This window comes from Bradyrhizobium sp. NDS-1, from assembly GCF_032918005.1.
GTDB lineage: Bacteria > Pseudomonadota > Alphaproteobacteria > Rhizobiales > Xanthobacteraceae > Bradyrhizobium > Bradyrhizobium tunisiense.
The window spans coordinates 3,311,380-3,330,428 of the sequence record NZ_CP136628.1; the positions used below are offsets into that span (position 1 = coordinate 3,311,380).

Genomic DNA, 19,049 nt, shown 5'->3' on the forward strand with positions numbered 1-19,049 from the left:
TCGATGCTGCGCATCGCCCCGGAATGACAGGAGAGGTCTCAGCCCTGCGCCACAGCCGGCTGCTTGGTTTTGGCTTCGATCTGGCCGATGGCATCAACCACGGCATCGAAGGTCAGAAGCGTCGAGGCGTGGCGCGCCTTGTAGTCGCGGACCGGCTCAAGGAACTTGATCTCCTCCCATTTTCCCTCAGGAGGCGCACCGTTTTCTTTCAGCATCTTGCGAACAGTCTCGCGTAACTCACGGAGTTCGCTCGCAGTCGACCCGACGATCCGACTTGCCATGATGGATGAGGAGGCCTGGCCCAGGGCGCAGGCCTTCACGTCGTGAGCGAAGTCGGTGACGGTGTCCCCGGTCATCTTGAGATCGATCTTGACGGTCGAGCCGCACAGCTTGGAGTGAGCGGTGGCGGAGGCATCGGGGTCCGACAGCCGTCCGAGGCGCGGAATATTCCCGGCCAGTTCGATGATCCGCTTGTTGTAGATGTCGTTCAGCATGTGATGGAGTCCAGCACTTCCGCACCCGATCGGCCTTGGCGGGCGGCGTCCACGGTCCTATATAGGGTCGGAACTGGTGGAAAAACAGTCCAGCAGCGCGCCGGCGGCGATTTCCAACTGTGCGGCCGGCATGACAGCCTGCGGACCCTTTGCGCCAAAACTGTTCTCTTCAGGCGTCCGGCGGCTTGGCCGCCCCGTCTGCCGGTGACACTCCGGCCGCGAGGCCGTCGAACGGAGTCGATATGGACGCTGCAATCAAATCCATCCGCCCTGGCAAACCCTCCGACCGGCAGCCCGAGAGCCGCCCGGCGGAGCTTGATCCCGCCGAATTCCTCGCGGCCGCCGTCCGCGCCGACCAGCCGCGCCCGGCGCGTGCCGAGGCGGAAGCAGCGGTCAAGACGCTGCTCGCCTATATCGGCGAGAACACCGAGCGCGAGGGCCTGCTCGACACGCCGCGCCGCGTGGTCGAGGCCTTCGACGAACTCTATCAGGGCTATCATCAGTGCCCGGCCGAGGTGCTCGACCGCACCTTTGGCGAGACCGCGGGCTATGACGATTTTGTCCTGGTGCGCGACATCGAATTCACCTCGCAATGCGAGCATCACATGATGCCGTTCTATGGCAAGGCGCACATCGCCTATACGCCGGTGGAACGCGTCGTCGGCCTGTCCAAACTGGCGCGCCTCACCGACATCTTCGCCCGCAGGCTCCAGACCCAGGAGCATCTGACGGCGCAGATCGCGGCGGCGATCGACGAGGTCCTCAAGCCGCGCGGCGTTGCGGTGCTGATCGAGGCCGAGCATACCTGCATGTCGGTGCGCGGCGTCGCCAAGCATGGCGCCTCCACCTTCACCAGCCGATTCACCGGCATGTTCCGCGACAATCCGGCGGAGCAGGCCCGTTTCCTGTCCCTGGTGCGAGGCACGCGCTGACCTCGCGAGTAGATCGGCAAGGTCGTGTCCGCTCACTCTCATGAGATCGAGGAAGGTCTGTCCTTCCGGCCGCGGTTCGACGCGGCAGGGCTCGTGACGTGCGTCGCGACCGACGTTGCCACCGGCGACGTCCTCATGGTCGCGCACATGAACGAGGAGGCGCTGCGCAAGACGATCGCGACCGGCGAGGCCTGGTATTTCAGCCGTTCGCGCAATGCGTTGTGGCGAAAAGGTGAGACCTCAGGTCAAACCCAGCGCGTGGTCGAGATGCGCACCGATTGCGATCAGGACGCGGTCTGGATCCGCGTCGAGCAGATCGGCGCGGCCTGCCATACCGGGCGAAGGTCCTGCTTCTACCGCAAGGTCGAGGGGGAGGGTGGAGGTGCCAAGCTGGTCTTCACCGATGCCGACAGGCTGTTCGATCCGGACGCGGTCTACAAGAAATAGCAGGCTGTCATTCCGGGCCTGCACCTACGGTGCGCCCCGGAATGACGACCATGGCCGATTAACCCCGCATTAACCATAGCTGTCCCACGGTGAGACGACAGGGCGTCCGAATTGCCGGCGCCGTTCAACGCCGCGCGGGGCGGGGCACCTCATCATGTCGGTCGACAATTTCAGAGCGACGCAGACGGCCGGTCTCGATCCGTCGCGCGCGCGCGTCGCCGGTGCGATCAAGCAGGCCTCGAACGTCTCCGGCGTCAGCTTCCACTACATGCTGACCACGGCCAAGATGGAATCGGACTTCAATCCGACGGCGGGTGCGACGACGTCGTCCGCGCATGGGCTCTACCAGTTCATCGACCAGACCTGGCTCGGCACCGTGAAGGAGGCCGGCACCCAGCTCGGCTACGGCAACTACTCCGCCGCCATCACCAGGACATCGTCGGGCAGCTACACCGTCGGTGATCCCTTGATGAAGCGGTCGATCATGAAGCTGCGCGACGATCCCGAGGCCGCCTCCAGCATGGCGGCCGCGCTGACGCAGTCGAACAGCTTCAAGCTCACCGGCCTGCTCGGCCGCAGGCCGAGCGATAGCGAGCTCTATATGGCACATTTCATGGGCGTCGGCGGAGCCGCAAAACTGATCGCCAATGCCGAGGACAACCCGCAGGCGGTCGGCGCGCGGCTGTTTCCCAACGCGGCGTCCGCCAATCGTTCGATCTTCTACGCCAGAGACGGCCGCGCCCGCAGCGTCTCCGAAGTCTATTCGGTGCTGGACGCGCGCTATGCCAGCGCGGCCAATTCGAAAACGACCCGCAGCGCGATGGCGATGTATGGCGGCACGCCGTCGACCACCGAGGTCGCGAGCGCGAGCGGCATGCAGCCCACGGCGCCCGTCATCGACAATGCCGCCTATCTCCAGACCTTCCCGAACACACGCGCGGTGACGCCTGTCAGTGCATCGGCGCCCACGACGCTCGCGGATAATGCGCCGGGCACGCCGGTGTTTCGTTCGATCTATCAGCCCGGCGACGCCACGCAGCCGGTCTCGACCACCGTGCAGAAATTGTGGGGCAACAACGCCTCGCTGACATCCGTCGCTTCAGCGACGCCGGATGTGCGGCCGCCGCAGCCACTCGATCTCTTCAGCGATCGCAGCGGCACGTTCTCGAGCTAGCCTCCACTTTCGTATCCCGGACGCGCTGCGGCGTGAAACGCGGCTCGAAGCCGGGACCACGCCACCAACTCCTCTCGAATTTCTGGGTCCCAGCTCGGCGGCGCTTCGCTGGCGCGCTGCGCCGCGTCCGGGACACGAGAGCGGACGCGATTTGTTCCCTTAACAAAACGTCAATCAAACCAGTCAGTTATGGTGAACGCTTTGTTAAGCGTCGTGGTTTATTTTGTGTTGCAGGTGACGAGCCGTCACCATTTTCGTTTGTTGTGTAAGCCGGAAGCAGCATGATTGTTCGGCAGTTCATCAATTGGATCAGGACGGCACCCGCCGGCGAGCGGGCCGAGGCCACACGGGCGTTGGCCCGGGCCTGGCTGATCTCAGACCTTTCGACCGACGACCGCATCGCCGCCGAAGGCGCGCTTTTGATGCTGCTCGACGATCCCTCGCCGCTGGTGCGGCAGGCGATGGCCGAGGCTTTCGCGCACAGCACGGATGCTCCGGCGTCGATCGTGCGGGCGCTGTCGTCGGACCAGCCGACGGTCGCGCTTCCCGTGCTCGAACATTCCCCGCTGCTGATCGACGCCGATCTCGTCGACATCGTCGCGACCGGCAATGACGAGGTGCAATGCGCGGTTGCCCGCCGCGTCGCGCTGCCGGTCTCGGTCTGCGCCGCCATTGCCGAGGTCGGCTGCGCGGCGGCCGCGCTGGAGCTGATCGAGAATCCTCATGCCGAGCTTGCTCCGTTCTCGTGGAATCGCATCGTCGAGCGCCATGGCCATCTCGCCGCGATCCGCGAGGCGATGCTGGTGCTGGACGATCTGCCGTCGGCAACCCGCGCTGCGCTGGTCGCAAAGCTCTCCGAGACGCTGGCGCAATTCGTCGTGGCGCGGAACTGGCTGAGCGCCGATCGTGCCGATCGCATCACGATCGAGGCGCGCGACCGCTCCACCATGAACATCGCAGCGCGCTCGCGCGGCGATGACATGCAGGGCCTGGTGCACCATCTGCGCGTCACGGGCCAGCTCACTGCCGGCCTGATCCTGCGCGCGCTGCTGTCCAGCAATCTCGACCTGTTCGACGCGGCGCTGGCCGAGCTCGCCGATCTGCCGCTGGCGCGCGTCACCGCGCTGCTGCACGACCGCGGCGGCAACAGCCTGCAGGCGCTGCTCCGCCGCGCCGGGCTTCCCGAGGCGACGTTCGCGGCGTTCCAGGTCGCGCTCGAGGCCTGCCACGAACAAGGCTTTGTCGACAGCGACGCCGGCGCGGCGCGGTTGCGCCGGCGCATGGTCGAGCGCGTGCTCACCCATTGCGAGACCGACGGTGGTGCCACCGAGCCGCTGATGGTCCTGCTGCGCCGCTTCGCCACGGAATCGGCGCGGGAGGAGGCAAGGCTGTTCTGCGACGAGCTGGTCGCCGACGAGGACGGCTACGATCTGATCGCGGCGTAGCGGGAGCTGTGGGGTGAGTTAGGCGAAGCCGTAACCCACCAATTCTGTCTATGCGGCAATCAAGCGGTGGATTGCGCTGCGCTAATCCACCCTACGATCTGATCGTGGGGATAGGCCCAGCCTCCCAACCACCGTCATTGCGAGCGCAGCGAAGCAATCCAGAGTCTTGCCGCGGAAAGATTCTGGATTGCTTCGTCGCAAGTGCTCCTCGCAATGACGGGGAGAGAGACGAGGGCCTTACTCCGCCGGCACGATGCTCGGCGCCAGGATCACCTCGAGATGCTCGGGGCGGTCGCGGTTGACGTGGGCGAGGTAGTCGTCGGCGACTTTGCGCAGGCGGCGACTGAGCTCGGCGGAAACGCTGATGCTGTCGAGCCTGGTGTTCTCGTGCACGATCGCGAGGATGGCGTTGATGTGGTGCGTGAACAGCTCGCTCGGCACCTTTTCGAGATCGGGCGCGTGCTCGATGACGCGGCACAGGCTCTCGGCTACCCCCGCCGCGGCCGGATAGCCGAAGGTCGGGGCGTCGCCCTTGACGTCGTGGGCGGCGCGAAACAGTTCGTCGCGCCTTTCCTTGGTGAAGCCGTCATTGCGGATGGCGACATAGGCGGTCGACAGCCGGTTGACCTCGATTGCCATCCAGTCCTTGAACTCGCCGGCGAGGCCCGCAAGCGCCTGCTCGGCGCGGCTGACCGGATCGTCCAGGTCCTTCGCATCGACGCGGCGCATAACCTTGCGCAGCGGGTTGGGCTGCGTGATGATCTGATGCGTGGCAAAGGCCTTGACCTCGATGTCCTTTGCGCTGTTCTTCGCCATGATGCCTGCCTCGTCTGAAGACGTTGCGCTAGATGGTGGAACGGGCTTTGTCGAGCAACGAGGGCTGCTGCAGCACCTCGTGCTTTTCGCCGACGCGGCGCTCGGGACCCATATAGGCGGAATTGGTGTTGCGGCGACGGTCCGGTCCGAAATAGGTCTTGGTCTTGATGAAGGGACGGGGATTGGCGACCACGTTGAGGATGCGCTGATAGAGTCCCTTGGCCGAGATCGGCTTGGCCAGGAATTCGGTGACGCCGGCATCGCGCGCCACGGTGACGCGGCGCTTCTCGGAATGACCGGTCAGCATGATGATCGGCGCGTAGGGATTGCCCTTGGAGTCCGGCTGCCGGATCATCTGCGCGAGCTCGAGCCCGTCGAAGATCGGCATGGCCCAGTCGGTGATGACGATGTCGGGCACATAATGGCTGTACATTTCGAGCGCGGTGGCGCCGTCCTCGGCCTCGTAGACCTCGCGCGCGCCAAAGGAATGCAGCAGCGTCCGCAGGATGCGGCGCATGTGCGGATTGTCGTCGCAGACGAGGAAGCGCAGCTTGTTGAAGTCGATGCGGAACATGACGCCCGGGCCAGAACGGTCAACCTTCGTTAACCATATCGTGGCGGGGGTTAACGAAGGGTTGCGAGCGAAGCGCCGGCGGCGGGCGGGGCGGCGGTTTCAGTAGCCGAACTGCTCGCGCAGGATGCGCTCTTCCAGGCTGTGGCCGGGGTCGAACAGCATGCGCATCGAGATGCTCTTGTCGGACAGGATCTCGACGCGCCGGACCCTGCGGACCTCCTCATGGTCGGCGACGGCCGCGACCGGACGCTTGTCGTCCTCCAGCACCTCGATCACAACATAGGCGGTGTTGGGCAGCAGAGCGCCGCGCCAGCGCCGCGGGCGGAAGGCGCTGATCGGGGTCAGCGCCAGAAGGGCGGCGTTGATCGGCAGGATCGGTCCCTGCGCCGACAGATTGTAGGCGGTCGAGCCGGCCGGTGTCGCCACAATGATCCCGTCGGCGATCAGCTCGGGCATGCGCTCGCGCTCGTCGATCAGGATCCGAAGGCGCGCCGCCTGGGAGGTCTGCCGGAACAGGTAAACCTCGTTGATGGCGTGGTGCAGATGAACGCGGTCGTTGACGTCGGTCGCGCGCATCAGGAGCGGATTGATCTCGGATTCATGTGCCGTCTCGAGCCGCGCGCGCAGATCGTGCGGCGAATACTCGTTCATCAGGAAGCCGACGGTGCCGCGGTGCATGCCGTAGATCGGCTTTCCCGTGCGCATGTTCTGGTGCAGCGTCTGCAGCATCAGCCCGTCGCCGCCGAGTGCGACCACGATATCGGCCTCTTTGGGATCGCAATTGCCATAATCCCTGGTGAGCTGGTCGAAGGCGGCCTGCGCCTCGCTGCTCGGGCTGGCGACGAAGGCGATGCGGTCGTATCGCTGGGGCTTTGTCATGGTGTCCGGGCAGGGCCGCTGGCTGGAGGAAGTTCCGCCGCGCTCGTCTATACGAGGTGGGCCTCCATTGTCGAGGACGACCGGCGCTCAAGGCAAACGGGGACTGCCCGCTCCTGGACAAAACCAGGGCGTTTCAGGTCCGATCGGCCGCCTTGCGAGTGCCGAACCAATGATCCCTAAACCGTCGCATTTTTCGCTAGGCTATCGACCTCGCCGGCGCTTGCGGCCGGGCTGGGAGGACGATCATGACCACGAAGGTGCGGGCGCTTCGCCGCGCGACTCTGGTGCTGGCGGTGTCGGCTTTCGCGCTTGCAGGATTTGCGCGCGCGGATGATCTGCCGCAGCCGCGCTCCGAGACGACAGCGCCCCCCGGTCAGAAGGGCGGCCGCGCCAGCGCCGCGCAAAGCGGACCACAGAGTTCGTCCTCGGCCGCAGAACTACATCGCCTCCCGCCGGATTCCACGACCAGGCAGACGCTCGATCTGCCCGGCCGCACCCTCAACTTCGCTGCGACGGCCGGCTCCATCCGCGTGTTCGACGGCAAGGGCGAGCCGCTGGCCGACATCGCCTATACGTCCTACCAGCTCGACGGCGCCGACCGTGCCTCGCGCCCGGTCACGTTCCTGTTCAACGGCGGTCCCGGCGCGTCCTCGGCATGGCTCCAGTTCGGCGCCGCCGGTCCGTGGCGGCTGCCGCTCGATGGCAATGCGCTGTCGCCGTCGGCCTCGCCTGAGGTGAAGCCGAACGCGGAGACCTGGCTCGACTTCACCGATCTCGTCTTCGTCGATCCCGTCAGCACCGGCTACAGTCGCTTCGTTGCGAGCGGCGAGGACGCGCGCAAATCGTTCTACTCCGTCGACGGCGACGCCAATGCGATCGCGCTCGTGATCCGCCGCTGGCTCGAGAAGCACGACCGGCTGACCTCGCCGAAATACGTCGCCGGCGAGAGCTATGGCGGCATTCGAGGGCCGAAGGTGGTGCGCCAACTGCAGCTCCAGCATGGCGTCGGCGTCAGGGGCTTGATCCTGGTGTCGCCGCTGCTCGACTTCCGCGAATTCACCGGCACGAGCCTCCTGCAATATGTCGCGACGCTGCCGAGCTATGTGGCCGTCGCGCGCGAGGCCAAGGGCCCGGTCAAGCGCGCCGATCTCGCCGATGTCGAGGCTTACGCACGCGGCGAATTCCTGGCCGACCTGGTCAAGGGGCAGGCGGACAAGGAGGCCACCAATCGGCTTGCCGACAAGGTCGCCGAGCTCACCGGCATCGACCAGGCGGTGAGCCGCAGGCTCGCCGGCCGTTTCGACGTCGGTGAATTCCGCCGCGAATTCGACCGCAAGAACGCCAAGGTGACGGGACGTTACGATGCCTCGGTGCGCGGCTTCGATCCCTATCCGGATTCGAGCAGCTCGCGGTTCGGCGACCCCTCGGGCGATGCGCTCCAGGCCCCGCTGACGAGTGCTGCGGTTGACGTATTGACACGCAAGCTCAACTGGCGGCCGGATGGCTCATACGAAGTGCTGAACGGCACTGTGGAAGGTCACTGGGATTTCGGCCGCGGCATCAACCCGCCGCAATCGGTGACCGAGTTGCGCCAGATCCTCGCCACCGATGCCAAGCTGAACGTGCTCGTCACGCACGGCCTGTTCGACCTTGCCACGCCTTATTTCGGAACGAAACGGGTGCTCGATCAACTGCCGGCTTTCGTGACGCAGCGCGTGAAGTTCGTCGTCTATCCCGGTGGCCACATGTTCTATTCGCAGGGCGGCTCGCGGCAGGCGTTGCGCAGCGAGGTCGAGGCGCTCATTCGGGAGTAGGTCGCCGCTTGCGTGGCTTGTATCGACGCGCGATCTCGCGTGCCACGGCTTTTTCGGGCTTCACATTGGCGCCGGCGATCCAGATGTCGGTGATCCTCCCGCGCTTGTCGCGGACGCGCCGCACCGACTCGCCGTGACTTGAATAGCCCGCGGCCCAGGCGAGCTTGCCGATATCGCGGCCGGTGACCTCGATCTCTGCGGCATCCATGAACGGGTTGTTGAATTGCGGATTGGCGACCAGCACACGGTTGCCCGCGGGGACGAGGTCGGTCGCGCCCCAGATCGTCCACCAGCGGCCGGTCCAGTCGCGCAGGCGCCGGTCGGCCACCCCGCGCGTCTTGAACACACGCAGGATCTGCATCGCGCCGTCCATCCAGAACGGTGCCGCGCCGTCGATGGAGTTGCTGAGGATACTGATCGAAAGCTCGCAGGCGGGAATGCAGCAGGTTCGCGAAATGTAGCCCTGGAAGCCACCGCCGTGGCCGAACCAGTCCCAGCCGTCGGTCTTGCCGGCGCTGACGCCGAGACCGTAATAGCCTTCGAAGCTCTGCGGGATGCGCCAATGATGGCGCGTCATCTCGCGGCGGCTTGCAGCCGACAGCACACTTCCTCTGGCGTTGGGCGCAAGCTGCGCGAAGAAGCGCGCGGTATCGCCGGCGGTCGCAACGAAGCCTGCGGCCGATGCCATCGCGCGCGCGGGATTGTCACCGGGGATCACGCAGCGCTCGCCGAACGGAACCTTTCGCGTGTGGCCGCGCGCGAACCGCGCGCCTTTGGGAAGGGGCGCGTCCGGCTCGGTCTCGCGCAGGTCCGCCGGCTCGACGATCTCGCGCTTGATCCAGACCGTGTAGGGCTCCTTCGTCACCGCTTCGATCACGAGTCCGATCAGGCCGAAGCCGTGATTGGAATATTTGAAGCGGGTGCCGGACTCGATTGCGGTCGGCTGCTTCAATTCCGCGATCAGCTCTTTCGCGTCAAGATAGGGGCGGCGGTCGATGAACTGGCCGGAATCGGCACCGTCGCGCGTCAGCCCCGCGCTGTGCGACAGCACCTGTGCGATCGTTGTCTCGGCGACGCGCGGATGCAGTCCGCCGACATATTGGCCGACCGTGTCGTCGAGCCGGATCCTGCGCTGCTCGCGCAGCTTCATGACGCCGGCTGAGGTGAAGCTCTTGGAATGCGAGGCGATCCGGAAACGGTGGCGCGGGGTGAGCTTTTCGCCGGTGTCGAGATTGGCGAGGCCGAACGCACGTTCTGCGACGACCTCGCCGCGATGAGCGAAGGCGAGGATGACGCCTGGTTGTTGGATTGTGGTCAGCTGGAATTCGATCCAGGAGCCGATGTAGTCGATCGCGGATCGCAGCCACGGGTCCATTGCGCACCAATTTGCGAGGGAAGGTTGGTGCGAGAGGCTAGCCGAGAAAGCGGAACGGGCACAACCAGAAGGTTGTGCCCGTTCGCTTCATGCAAAGCTGCGATGTCGTCAGTAGACCAGCGTCGCGCCGGTCGGCTTGTCGAGCGCTGCGGCAAGCGAGCGATACTCGGAGCTGTCGGTGCCGGCGAGCGAGGCGATCTTGTTCAGATGATACTGCGCCTGTTCGCGGTTGCCCTGCTCGAGCTGCCAGAGGCCGTAATACTGCCAGGTGCGGACGTGGTTCGGATCGTCCTTCAGCGCCAGCTCGTAATAGGCCTTCGACGACTGGTAATCGCCGAGCTTGCGATAAGAGTAGCCGATCAGATTGGCGACGTCGGCGACGTCGTCGCGCTTCAGCGACTTCAACTGGCCGATCGCGCCGCTGTAGTCGTGGTTGTCGTAGATCGCAGTGTAGGCGGTGCGATAGGCCGCCAGGAACTTGGGATCACTGACGGATGAGCTCTTCTTCTTGCCCTTCTTGGCCGAACTGTCGGACTTCGGTGGCGGTGAGGGTTCATCGCTGCCGGCGGCATAGGCGCTGGTCAGCATCGGCCCGGCCGCCAGCGCCATCGAGACGAGTCCCGGCACCAGAAGCATTGAGAGTCTGCGCATTGATGTTCTCCCGTATGGAACGTGGCGATCCTACACGATTGCCCGAAGACCGAAACACCCATGGGGCAAAAACATTCCCGCTTCGCGCGATCTATTCGCCCCGCGGGGATGACAAACTTGTCATCGAGATGAACGGAAGCCTGCAAGGGCCTTCAGAACGGGTTCAGCGGGTGCCCCCTAGGCTCGCACCCACGATCGAGAGGTGACGAGGGCGCCGCCTCGAGATCCTTCCAAGAGGAGACCACCATGTTGAAGACCATTTCCGCAGCCTTGCTTGCAGCTTCCGTGATCGCAGCGCCGTCCTTTGCGGCCGAGGCCAGCAAGACCACCGGCACCGCACCGACGATCAAGGCGGACCAGAGCCAGACCAAGGCGGCGACCACTGCAGCCGACGTCAAGACGGATGCCAAGGTGGACGGCAAGTCGAGCGCAATGAATGCCAACGCCGCCGCCAAGCCCGACGAGCACAAGACCGCAGGCAAGCATCACCACCAGGACAAGCAGGTCTCTGAAAAGCAGTCACAGAAGGTGCAGCCGGACGTGACCAAGCCGGGAACGACCGATAAGCGCAACTGACGACTGATCCTGCGCGGCGGCATCCCGACATTGCCCCGCCGCCGCGTGCGGAATCCAGGGCCCGGCCCGTTCGTCATGCCTCGTGCGGAAGCCGAGGTGTCGGCGGCGGGCCGGTGCGCCATTGCGCCGCTGCAAGCGAATTCCCTTCGCGCAGGGTTGGGGCTAGAACGTGCTCTGGTCTGATCGAGCGGAGAGCGGGGCCCGTGGGGCGGTTGGCGAGATGTGCGGTGATCCTGGCGTTGCCCTTTGCGCTTGCGGCATGTCTCGGCACCGGCAGTGACCGGCCGTCACTCTGGGGTGGGGGCCAAGCCGGAGGCCCGCAGCCGTTTCCGGAGAATTTCCGCAGCGACACGCTGGCTCTGATGCGGACCTATCTCAACAACCCGGTCGGCGTGCGCGAGGCCAGCATGGCCGAGCCGGTGCAGCGCGAGGTCGGCGGCCGGCAGTTCTATGTGAGCTGTCTGCATTTCACCCCGCGCGAGACCGATGGCAGCTACAAGGCCATGCGCGAGCGAGCCGTGATCTTCGTCAACGGGCGGGCCGATCGTGTCGTCGACCGGACGAACGAGCTCTGCGCCGGCGCGGTTTACGTACCCTTTCCGGAACTGGAAAAGATGACGCGGTAGCGCAAAGACCGCTTTCATCGCCTCGTGGTACGACAGACCACGCCGGAGCCGCTGGATCACATTTCGGCGAGCTTTGAACGGGGTGGTCTCGGCTTGCGACAAATCGTTACGGCAGGCCTCGCGCAGGCGACAGAAACAGTCGGCGCAGGGTCGCGGGACGGAACAAAATCGCGTTGTTGCCACCCCGTCACAGTAGCGAACGATCAACGTTCCGGCATTGCCGCGAAGCAACCCAATTCACGCCACGTTGTTTCCTGAGTGTCGTAGATGAAAGAACGGGGATGATCATGAAATCGATTTTGCTGGGCGCAGTCGCTCTGCTCGCGCTGGCCGGACCGGCCGCAGCAGCCGACATGCAGCCGCGCCCTTACACCAAGGCGCCGGCCTATACGCCGCCGCAGGTGATCTATAACTGGACCGGCTTTTACATCGGCGGCCATGTCGGCGGCGCCTTTGCCGGCGACAGCAGCTTCCAGTCCAGCGACGCCCGCTTCCTGGGCGGCGTGCAGGGCGGCTTCGACTACCAGTTCGCGCCCAACTGGGTGGTGGGCATCGAGGCCCAGTATTCCTGGCTGCCGACCAACAACAACGGTGCGACGTTCCCGCTGGGCACGCAGGTGACCTCCAACACCGACCAGCTCGGGTCGGTGACCGGCCGCATTGGCTACACCTGGGGTCCGGCGCTGCTCTACGCCAAGGGCGGTTACGCCTGGCGCAATGGCGGCCTGGGCGTCAACGTCGCCGGCGTGCCGCAGACCTTCACGGCCACCGGCAACAACAAGGACGGCTACACCGTCGGCGCCGGCCTCGAATACATGTTCGCGCCGAACTGGTCGGCCAAGGCCGAGTATCAGTACTATAATTTTGGCAGCACCACCTTCACCTCCGGTCCGGCCGACATCGTCGGCGTCCGCGGCCGGGAGGACGAGCATACCGTCAAGGCCGGGGTGAACTACCGCTTCGGCTGGGGCGGGCCGGCAGCCTCGCGCTACTGACCGTCTCCCGCGAGATCTCGCTCTGACAAAAGGCCGGCTCTGCCGGCCTTTCGTTTGCCCGCCGCCCCCTTCGCCAGCCCCTGTGTTTGCAATGCGTGAACCATCTGGCGCGTCATTTGCAGGCAAACAGTCCAGCGCGCGCCTTCTCACGCGCGTCATGGGATTGGCGTAAAGCAAAAATAATTTTTGCCGCTTACGGAACTCGCGCTCCGGAACGCGTTATAGAGAATTACCGGGCTGGTGGGACGACGGACATGCGTATCTTGGTGTCGGTAGTGGTGCTCTCGTGGTTCGCCTGTCTGCCGTGCTCTGCACAGGCAATCCTCAGATCCGAGCCTTTGGTGCTGGCACCTTACGAGGTGGCTTTCGTCAAGGACGCGGCCTGTCCGTCGGGCAAGGTGATGAAGGTGACCGGGGCCATCCGCGGGCTGCATCGCCGCAAGGCCTGCGTGGCGCTGCCTGGCGAGCAGGCCTCGCTGGTAGCCGCAACGCCCTGACCCTCTCGGACTTGCTCCGGCAGTACCTCAAGAATTCAACTCGAGCTCCATCCCGGACTGGCGTTCGGCCTCAGCCTTGTTTTTGGCGGGGTCCTCGCCCTGGGCGGCCCGGCAGGGCTTGATCTCGTAGTCATTATCGAGCACCCGGCGCGGCCCCGGGCGATCCTCGTCGGCGCCGACATCCACGACCAGGCCGCTGCGGTGGGCGAGCTTCCAGACGTCGGTTTCGCTCGGATAGGCCTTGCTGATCTGGGCGTCGTTGCAAAACAAGGCGTAGGGCATTCTTCCCGCTCCCGGAAAGCGCGTTAACGACCTCATCTGCCAATGGGTTCCAGGTTGCCGTTCGTCGATCACGGATCCGTGATCGACCTTGCGGGCCCTGAGTCCTTAACGAGTCCTGAATCGCGAAAAAAAGAATCCCTGGGACTCGTTTGGCGGAATCAGCGGATGTTTTCCGCCATGACGAGCGACCTGAAGACCTCCTGTGAGCACATGCTCCTGCCGCTAACGCTGGCGCTAATCGGCGCCTGCGCGGCCAATCTTTGGCTGGTGTGGTCCTGGTTATAGGTCCTGGCTGCAGGCCCCTGACGGGAGGCGGCGTTATTTCTTGACCAGTGGGCCCGAGGCGTCGCGGATGGCGGCGCGCAATTTGGTCAGGGTACTGGCACAGTATTCCTCGCGCTCACGCTCGAACCGCTCCTGATGCTTGCGGAAATTGGCAATGCGGGCCTGCATCTCGGTGCGGACGTCACTGCTCGCTCGCGGCGGCGAAAGCTGGATGGGCTGAGACTGAGGAGGGGGCTCGGGCGGCTTGATCTCGACCCTGACGGCCTCGATCGCGACGGTTGCCGCCGGAGAATCCGACGGAGCGTCCGGCCGAAGGACGTCATCCTTCTTGCCGGTCACCGATTGGACGAAGGCCATCGTCTGCGCGATCAGTGCGTCGCGCTCGCTGATCCACTTCATGGTCCACCTCAGCCGTGCCCCATTCCAGCAAAGCGGCTGCGCCGAATCAAGGTCTCTTGCAAGGGATTGCATATTTTTCCCGATCGCCCGACATTGGACGGATGGACGCCGAAGACGAACGGGTGGACGAAGCGGAGGGCCTGAGGCTCATCCGCGCGTTCCTGTCGCTGCCGCCCGCCAAGCGGGCGGAGGTGATCGCGTTCGTGGAGGAATTGGCGCGGGCTCATGGCCAGCCCGGGGAGGGCACGAAGGTGTCGCCGAGGTGAGCGCTATCGCTGGCGCGGGTTGACGTTGAGCTCGAACGGCGCGCCGACCACCCGAACCGGGGTCTGAACGTTGACGTCGCTCGCCACCCTCACGTCGGCCGGTCTTTCGGGGGCAGAGCCAAGAGCAGGTCCAGGCACGGGGTCGAAAAGCGTCAACGTGCCGGCCACGGCGCCACAGCACAGTGTCACCGCCGTCAGCAGAAAGATGTTTCGGTTTTCTTCTTGGATACGCATGCCTCCAGAACGGCTGATGCCTGCTTTTGGTTCCGGTCCGGCCCTATGGTCCTGTATGGTGTGCCCGCGCGGAATTTCCATTCGGGTCCCAACCGATGATCGCCAACCGTCCACCCGTCCTCGCCCACGAACGTTTCCTCGCCGACCGCGATAATTTCGCGGGCCTCGATCTCGCTGCGCGGTTCGAGCGGATCGAGCGGACGAACCTTTGGGGCGCTGCCAGCTCGGTGTCGGGCCTCGGCTCGGAGGATACCGCCACGGCTGCGATCCGGGAGGCGCTTCCGCCGTTGCTCCAACGGCTCGGCGTGCGCTCGCTGCTCGATGCACCCTGCGGCGATGCGGGCTGGATCGGACGCATCAAGCTCGACCTCGACTATATCGGCATCGACATCGTGCCGTCGCTGATCGAGGCCAACAACCGGCGTGTGGCGGGCGGCGAATTAACCGGCCGATTCCTGGTTGCCGACATCACGCGCGATGCGCTGCCGCGTGCCGATCTGATTCTATGCCGGGATTGCCTGGTGCATCTGAGTTTTCGGAACATCGCCGGCGTCGCTGCCCGCTTTCGCGAGAGCGGTGCGCAATTCCTGCTCGCCACGACGTTTCCGGAGTGGGAGAACAACCGCGATTGCGAGGATGGCGACTGGCGTGCGCTCGACATGACGAAGGCGCCGTTCAATTGGCCGGTGCCGCACGCGTTGATCGACGAGCGCTGCGAAGAGGGCGACGGCGGCTGGCGCGACAAGAGCCTCGGGCTGTGGCGGCTGGACGAGTTGCCGGACCGCATCTGCATGACCACGAACGTGTGACAGAAGCGGTGCGACGTCGAGCGCATCCGCCATCGGGCCGAAGCGCGCGGGCTGAGACCTGGGCCTGCCTTTCGTCGTCGTCGATGTCTTCAGCTACGCCGCTTTCCTGCGGGGCTTCGGCTTTGCCTTCTTGTCGAGCAAGGCTGTCTCTGCTGCCGGGCGCGCGCCCGGACCAGGATGGACATGAACCTCCTTGGCCGAAAGCGGCTCGCCGCATTCCGAGCACACCATCACGGGGTCAAACATCTTGCCGCATTTGCGGTGCTCATGCAGAAGGGGCCGCCCACGTTCGTCGACCATGTGGGTGTCGCCCCAATGCACCAGCGCCATCATGATCGGATAGAGGTCGAGGCCCTTCTGCGTCAGGATGTACTCGTGGCGTTTGGGCGATTCCTGATAGGGAATGCGGCGCAGGACGCCTTGCCGAACCAGCTTTTTCAGCCGCTCTGCGAGCAGATGGCGCGTGATTCCCAGCGCTGACTGAAAGCCCTCGAAACGGCGCGTCCGCAGGAAGCACTCGCGGAGAATAAGAAGCGTCCAGCGGTCACCGATCACCCCGATGGTGCGAGCCATCGAACATGGCTCTGCCTCAAGCTCATCCCATTTCATTCCTGCTCTCCGGTCGACCGGTGCCCGTTCCACTCGCATTCGGGAAAGGGCTGCGCCACCATACCATTCTAGATAGGTACTAAAGTTGATACAATACCCCCGCCGGTCCCATCAAACCCCAAGCATTCAGGTGGATTTGACAGTTCGATTTTAGAACTATAAGACCGAGTAGCCTGCGCTCGGCCTAGAAGATCACCGAACCATCGTTGCACTCTGCGGGAGGAACTGACATGTCTCTGAAGGTTGAATTTCTGTTCGATTTCGGCAGTCCAAACGCTTATCTCGCGGAATTGGCCCTTCCGGGAATCGAACGGCGCACCGGCGTGAAATTCGATTACGTCCCGATCCTGCTCGGCGGCATCTTCAAGGCGACGGGCAACATGTCCCCGTTCGAATTCCTTCAAGGCATCAAGAATAAGCCGGAATACCAGGCGCTGGAGACACAGCGCTTCATTCGCCGCCACAATGCAACGAAGTTCCGGACCAATCCGTTCTTTCCGGTCAATACGCTGATGTTGATGCGCGGCGCCGTGGCGGCGCAGCTCGAAGGCGTGTTCGAGCCCTATTTCCGCGCGGCCTACCACCACATGTGGGAGGAGCCGAAGAAGATGGATGATCTCGAAACCTACCGAAAGGCATTCACCTCCTCAGGGGTCGATATCGATCGGTTGCTTGCGCGTGCGCAGCAGGACGACGTCAAGAAGGGGTTGATCGATCGGACCACCGACGCGGTCAACCGCGGCGCATTCGGCTCGCCGACCTTCTTCGTTGGAGAGGAAATGTTCTTCGGCAAGGACCAGCTCCGCGATGTCGAGGAGTCGATCGTCGAGCAGATCGGCCAGCCCGTTTCGAAGACGGCCTAGGGACAGAACCTGAAGCCTGCAGAGCCGGACGGATATCCGGCGCCTGCAGGGGCGAAAAATCCGGTCGGCCTCATAACAAAACCAAATCGAGGGAGAGAGATCATGCCCGGTCCACTCAGCGGCGTCCGTGTCCTCGATCTGACAGGTGTGGTGTCGGGCCCGTTCGCGACCATGTTTCTGGCGGATCAGGGCGCCGACGTCCTGAAGATCGAGCCGATCGGCGGTGATATTACACGCCGGAGCCGTGCGACGATCGACAAGGACGGTGAGTTTTCGGCCCTGTTCATTTCGTCAAACCGCGGCAAGCGCTCGCTGTCGATCGACGTCAAGAGCGCGGCTGGCCGAGAGGTTCTCGCCAAGCTGGTCGCGCAGGCGGATGTCCTGGTGCAGAATTTCCGGCCCGGCACCATGGAGCGCCTCGGTCTCGGCGTCGAAGAGTTGCGCCAGCGCCATCCGCGCCTGATCTATGTGTCGATCAGCGGTGTTGGTGACACCGGACCCTATGTGAAGAAGCGCGTTTACGACCCGATCATTCAGGGACTCTCGGGCTTTGCCGATATCCAGTCGCAGCCGGTCACCAACCGTCCGCAGATGATCCGTACCATCGTATGCGACAAGACCACCGCCGTGTTCACCGCCCAAGCGGTCGCAGCGGCGCTCTATGCCCGCGAGAAGACAGGGCGGGGCGACCACATTCAGATCGCTATGCTGGATGCGATGATCTCGTATCTGTGGCCCGAGGGCATGATGCAATACACGGTGGTGGGTGCCGAGGCCGCAGCTGCCGATCCCAACGATCGCCCCGATCTCGTGTTCAAGACCAGCGACGGCTACATCACCGCCGGTACCATTTCCGATTCTGAATGGCAGGGCTTTTGCAAGGCCTCCGGCGATCCCGAGCTTGCCAACGATCCCCGGTTTGCGACGCCTGCGGCGCGTTCCGTCAACGCCACGGCACGCATCAACAAAATGGCGGAGTATATCGGCCAGCACACCACCGCCGAATGGCTGGAACGCCTGGATGCCGCCGACGTCCCTTGCTCGCCGATCCTGCGGCGAGGCGAGATCATCCACAATGAACAGGTGGTCGCGCGCGAGATCATCGCGGAGTTCGATCAACCCAAGGTCGGTCGGGTGCGTCAACCAAAGCCCGCAGCGCGCTTTGCAATCAACGAGGCCGCGATCGGTGGACCTGCTCCCAGGGTCGGCGAGCACTCCCGCGACGTGTTGCGCGAGCTGGGTTACGACGACAGCGCCATCGACAAGATGGTCGCAGAGCGCAGCGTACGCGTCGCGGTTTAGCCGCGAAGCCCGTTGGCAGCGGTCTTCTAGGCCTTCGCCGGCACCGGCGTGATCGGTGCCATCGCGACATTCGCCGCGAGGGCTCGCTGAAATGCATCCCGTTTCCTGATGCGCTCGAGATAGGGCTGAGCGTTGTCGCAAATGGGCACGCCATAAACGATGGCCCACTCAAGGCAGGTCGTGAGCAGGATGTCTGCGCTGGTAAACCGGTCGCCCATCAGGAATTGCCGGCCGTCCGAGAACGCGACCTCGACATGGCGCAACTGCTGGCGGAAATACTCGCCGGCTTGGGCGACGACCTCGGGCGCGATGCCGTAGATCGGGCCGAGCGCGTCGGCACGATGGCGGCGCATCACGTAAAGGCTGGTGGAATCCAGCTCCGCGACGATAAAGAAGCACCATTCCAGCCACGCTGCATATTCGCGGGGGGCTTCCGGAATCAGCGAGCGTTCCGTCGTGGAATACATTCGCGACAAATAAGCAACGATCGCCGCGCTCTCGCCGATGCAGAAGTCACCGTCCTGAAGCAGCGGGATCTTCTGGCGCGGATTGAGCTTCGAGTATTCTGCGGTCTTGGTCTCGCCGGTTCGCGGCCCAATGGGCTTTGTCTCATAGACCAGACCCAGCTCGTGCATGGCCCAATGCGGACGAATGGTGCGGCTTGTTCCAACGCCCCATAGCGTCAGGTTTGGCGTCGCGCTCATG

General features: G+C 64.3%; 24 protein-coding genes. 13 read left to right on the forward strand and 11 right to left on the reverse strand.

What is annotated here, in order from left to right; translation table 11 throughout:
• Positions 1-38 precede the first annotated feature (38 nt).
• On the reverse strand, positions 39-494 hold the full coding sequence (locus tag RX330_RS15400; RefSeq protein WP_212092302.1) for an iron-sulfur cluster assembly scaffold protein: 456 nt from the start codon (positions 492-494) through the stop codon (positions 39-41).
• 242 nt (positions 495-736) lie between these two features.
• On the opposite strand from RX330_RS15400, the gene folE reads away from it, so the two are divergent.
• The 4 genes from folE to RX330_RS15420 all read left to right on the forward strand — a co-directional run bounded on the left by folE (position 737) and on the right by RX330_RS15420 (position 4,492).
• Positions 737-1,426 carry a GTP cyclohydrolase I FolE gene (folE, locus tag RX330_RS15405; RefSeq protein WP_028137199.1) on the forward strand — a complete coding sequence of 230 codons (690 nt, stop codon included), beginning with the start codon at positions 737-739 and terminating at the stop codon, positions 1,424-1,426.
• A 24-nt stretch (positions 1,427-1,450) separates the two neighbouring features.
• Positions 1,451-1,873 carry a phosphoribosyl-AMP cyclohydrolase gene (gene hisI, locus RX330_RS15410; protein ID WP_212092301.1) on the forward strand — a complete coding sequence of 141 codons (423 nt, stop codon included), beginning with the start codon at positions 1,451-1,453 and terminating at the stop codon, positions 1,871-1,873.
• 154 nt (positions 1,874-2,027) lie between these two features.
• Positions 2,028-3,047 (forward strand): lytic transglycosylase domain-containing protein, encoded by a 1,020-nt coding sequence (locus RX330_RS15415; RefSeq protein ID WP_375848771.1) that lies wholly within the window; start codon positions 2,028-2,030, stop codon positions 3,045-3,047.
• 281 nt (positions 3,048-3,328) lie between these two features.
• Positions 3,329-4,492, forward strand: a complete 1,164-nt coding sequence (locus RX330_RS15420) for a DUF2336 domain-containing protein (protein WP_212092299.1) — start codon at positions 3,329-3,331, stop codon at positions 4,490-4,492.
• Positions 4,493-4,729: 237 nt separating this feature from the next.
• Here the strand turns inward: RX330_RS15420 and RX330_RS15425 are convergent, their stop codons facing one another.
• The 3 genes from RX330_RS15425 to RX330_RS15435 all read right to left on the reverse strand — a co-directional run bounded on the left by RX330_RS15425 (position 4,730) and on the right by RX330_RS15435 (position 6,761).
• On the reverse strand, positions 4,730-5,308 hold the full coding sequence (locus tag RX330_RS15425) for an Hpt domain-containing protein (RefSeq protein ID WP_212092298.1): 579 nt from the start codon (positions 5,306-5,308) through the stop codon (positions 4,730-4,732).
• 28 nt (positions 5,309-5,336) lie between these two features.
• Positions 5,337-5,882 (reverse strand): response regulator, encoded by a 546-nt coding sequence (locus RX330_RS15430; RefSeq protein ID WP_212092297.1) that lies wholly within the window; start codon positions 5,880-5,882, stop codon positions 5,337-5,339.
• A 99-nt stretch (positions 5,883-5,981) separates the two neighbouring features.
• Positions 5,982-6,761, reverse strand: a complete 780-nt coding sequence (locus RX330_RS15435; RefSeq protein WP_317243538.1) for an NAD kinase — start codon at positions 6,759-6,761, stop codon at positions 5,982-5,984.
• Positions 6,762-7,006: 245 nt separating this feature from the next.
• On the opposite strand from RX330_RS15435, the gene RX330_RS15440 reads away from it, so the two are divergent.
• Complete coding sequence (locus RX330_RS15440) at positions 7,007-8,575, forward strand: S10 family peptidase (protein WP_317243539.1); 1,569 nt, start codon at positions 7,007-7,009, stop codon at positions 8,573-8,575.
• On the opposite strand, the gene RX330_RS15445 is transcribed toward RX330_RS15440, so the two are convergent.
• Both RX330_RS15445 and RX330_RS15450 read right to left on the reverse strand, forming a co-directional pair.
• Positions 8,562-9,950, reverse strand: a complete 1,389-nt coding sequence (locus RX330_RS15445; protein WP_317243540.1) for a serine hydrolase domain-containing protein — start codon at positions 9,948-9,950, stop codon at positions 8,562-8,564. The genes RX330_RS15440 and RX330_RS15445 overlap by 14 nt on opposite strands.
• Before the next feature lie 108 nt (positions 9,951-10,058).
• Positions 10,059-10,601 (reverse strand): tetratricopeptide repeat protein, encoded by a 543-nt coding sequence (locus RX330_RS15450; protein WP_212092293.1) that lies wholly within the window; start codon positions 10,599-10,601, stop codon positions 10,059-10,061.
• 246 nt (positions 10,602-10,847) lie between these two features.
• On the opposite strand from RX330_RS15450, the gene RX330_RS15455 reads away from it, so the two are divergent.
• The 4 genes from RX330_RS15455 to RX330_RS15470 all read left to right on the forward strand — a co-directional run bounded on the left by RX330_RS15455 (position 10,848) and on the right by RX330_RS15470 (position 13,295).
• Positions 10,848-11,177 carry a His-rich protein BRANT gene (locus tag RX330_RS15455; protein WP_212092292.1) on the forward strand — a complete coding sequence of 110 codons (330 nt, stop codon included), beginning with the start codon at positions 10,848-10,850 and terminating at the stop codon, positions 11,175-11,177.
• A 230-nt stretch (positions 11,178-11,407) separates the two neighbouring features.
• Positions 11,408-11,803 (forward strand): hypothetical protein, encoded by a 396-nt coding sequence (locus RX330_RS15460; RefSeq protein ID WP_317243908.1) that lies wholly within the window; start codon positions 11,408-11,410, stop codon positions 11,801-11,803.
• A 287-nt stretch (positions 11,804-12,090) separates the two neighbouring features.
• A complete protein-coding gene (locus RX330_RS15465) occupies positions 12,091-12,798 on the forward strand; it encodes an outer membrane protein (protein ID WP_212092291.1) in 708 nt (235 codons plus the stop codon).
• A 254-nt stretch (positions 12,799-13,052) separates the two neighbouring features.
• Positions 13,053-13,295 (forward strand): hypothetical protein, encoded by a 243-nt coding sequence (locus tag RX330_RS15470; protein ID WP_212092290.1) that lies wholly within the window; start codon positions 13,053-13,055, stop codon positions 13,293-13,295.
• Positions 13,296-13,322: 27 nt separating this feature from the next.
• On the opposite strand, the gene RX330_RS15475 is transcribed toward RX330_RS15470, so the two are convergent.
• Positions 13,323-13,577: a hypothetical protein gene (locus RX330_RS15475; RefSeq protein WP_212092289.1), complete on the reverse strand. Its 255-nt coding sequence runs from the start codon at positions 13,575-13,577 to the stop codon at positions 13,323-13,325.
• A 318-nt stretch (positions 13,578-13,895) separates the two neighbouring features.
• Positions 13,896-14,261 carry a hypothetical protein gene (locus tag RX330_RS15480; RefSeq protein WP_317243541.1) on the reverse strand — a complete coding sequence of 122 codons (366 nt, stop codon included), beginning with the start codon at positions 14,259-14,261 and terminating at the stop codon, positions 13,896-13,898.
• 101 nt (positions 14,262-14,362) lie between these two features.
• Between RX330_RS15480 and RX330_RS15485 the strand changes: the two genes are divergently transcribed.
• Positions 14,363-14,527 carry a hypothetical protein gene (locus RX330_RS15485; RefSeq protein WP_212092287.1) on the forward strand — a complete coding sequence of 55 codons (165 nt, stop codon included), beginning with the start codon at positions 14,363-14,365 and terminating at the stop codon, positions 14,525-14,527.
• 3 nt (positions 14,528-14,530) lie between these two features.
• Here the strand turns inward: RX330_RS15485 and RX330_RS15490 are convergent, their stop codons facing one another.
• Positions 14,531-14,761, reverse strand: coding sequence for a hypothetical protein (locus tag RX330_RS15490; protein ID WP_249153821.1), 231 nt, complete (start codon positions 14,759-14,761; stop codon positions 14,531-14,533).
• 95 nt (positions 14,762-14,856) lie between these two features.
• Here RX330_RS15490 and RX330_RS15495 point away from each other — a divergent pair, with 95 nt between their 5' ends.
• Complete coding sequence (locus RX330_RS15495; RefSeq protein WP_317243542.1) at positions 14,857-15,570, forward strand: class I SAM-dependent methyltransferase; 714 nt, start codon at positions 14,857-14,859, stop codon at positions 15,568-15,570.
• Between the two features lie 93 nt (positions 15,571-15,663).
• On the opposite strand, the gene RX330_RS15500 is transcribed toward RX330_RS15495, so the two are convergent.
• Positions 15,664-16,179: a winged helix-turn-helix transcriptional regulator gene (locus tag RX330_RS15500; RefSeq protein ID WP_212092286.1), complete on the reverse strand. Its 516-nt coding sequence runs from the start codon at positions 16,177-16,179 to the stop codon at positions 15,664-15,666.
• Between the two features lie 230 nt (positions 16,180-16,409).
• Here RX330_RS15500 and RX330_RS15505 point away from each other — a divergent pair, with 230 nt between their 5' ends.
• Complete coding sequence (locus RX330_RS15505) at positions 16,410-17,042, forward strand: 2-hydroxychromene-2-carboxylate isomerase (RefSeq protein ID WP_317243543.1); 633 nt, start codon at positions 16,410-16,412, stop codon at positions 17,040-17,042.
• Positions 17,043-17,144: 102 nt separating this feature from the next.
• The gene (locus RX330_RS15510; protein WP_317243544.1) at positions 17,145-18,344 is read left to right on the forward strand and encodes a CaiB/BaiF CoA transferase family protein; all 1,200 of its coding nucleotides are present in this window, start codon (positions 17,145-17,147) and stop codon (positions 18,342-18,344) included.
• A 26-nt stretch (positions 18,345-18,370) separates the two neighbouring features.
• Here the strand turns inward: RX330_RS15510 and RX330_RS15515 are convergent, their stop codons facing one another.
• Positions 18,371-19,048: a glutathione S-transferase family protein gene (locus tag RX330_RS15515; RefSeq protein ID WP_317243545.1), complete on the reverse strand. Its 678-nt coding sequence runs from the start codon at positions 19,046-19,048 to the stop codon at positions 18,371-18,373.
• Position 19,049: the final 1 nt, after the last annotated feature.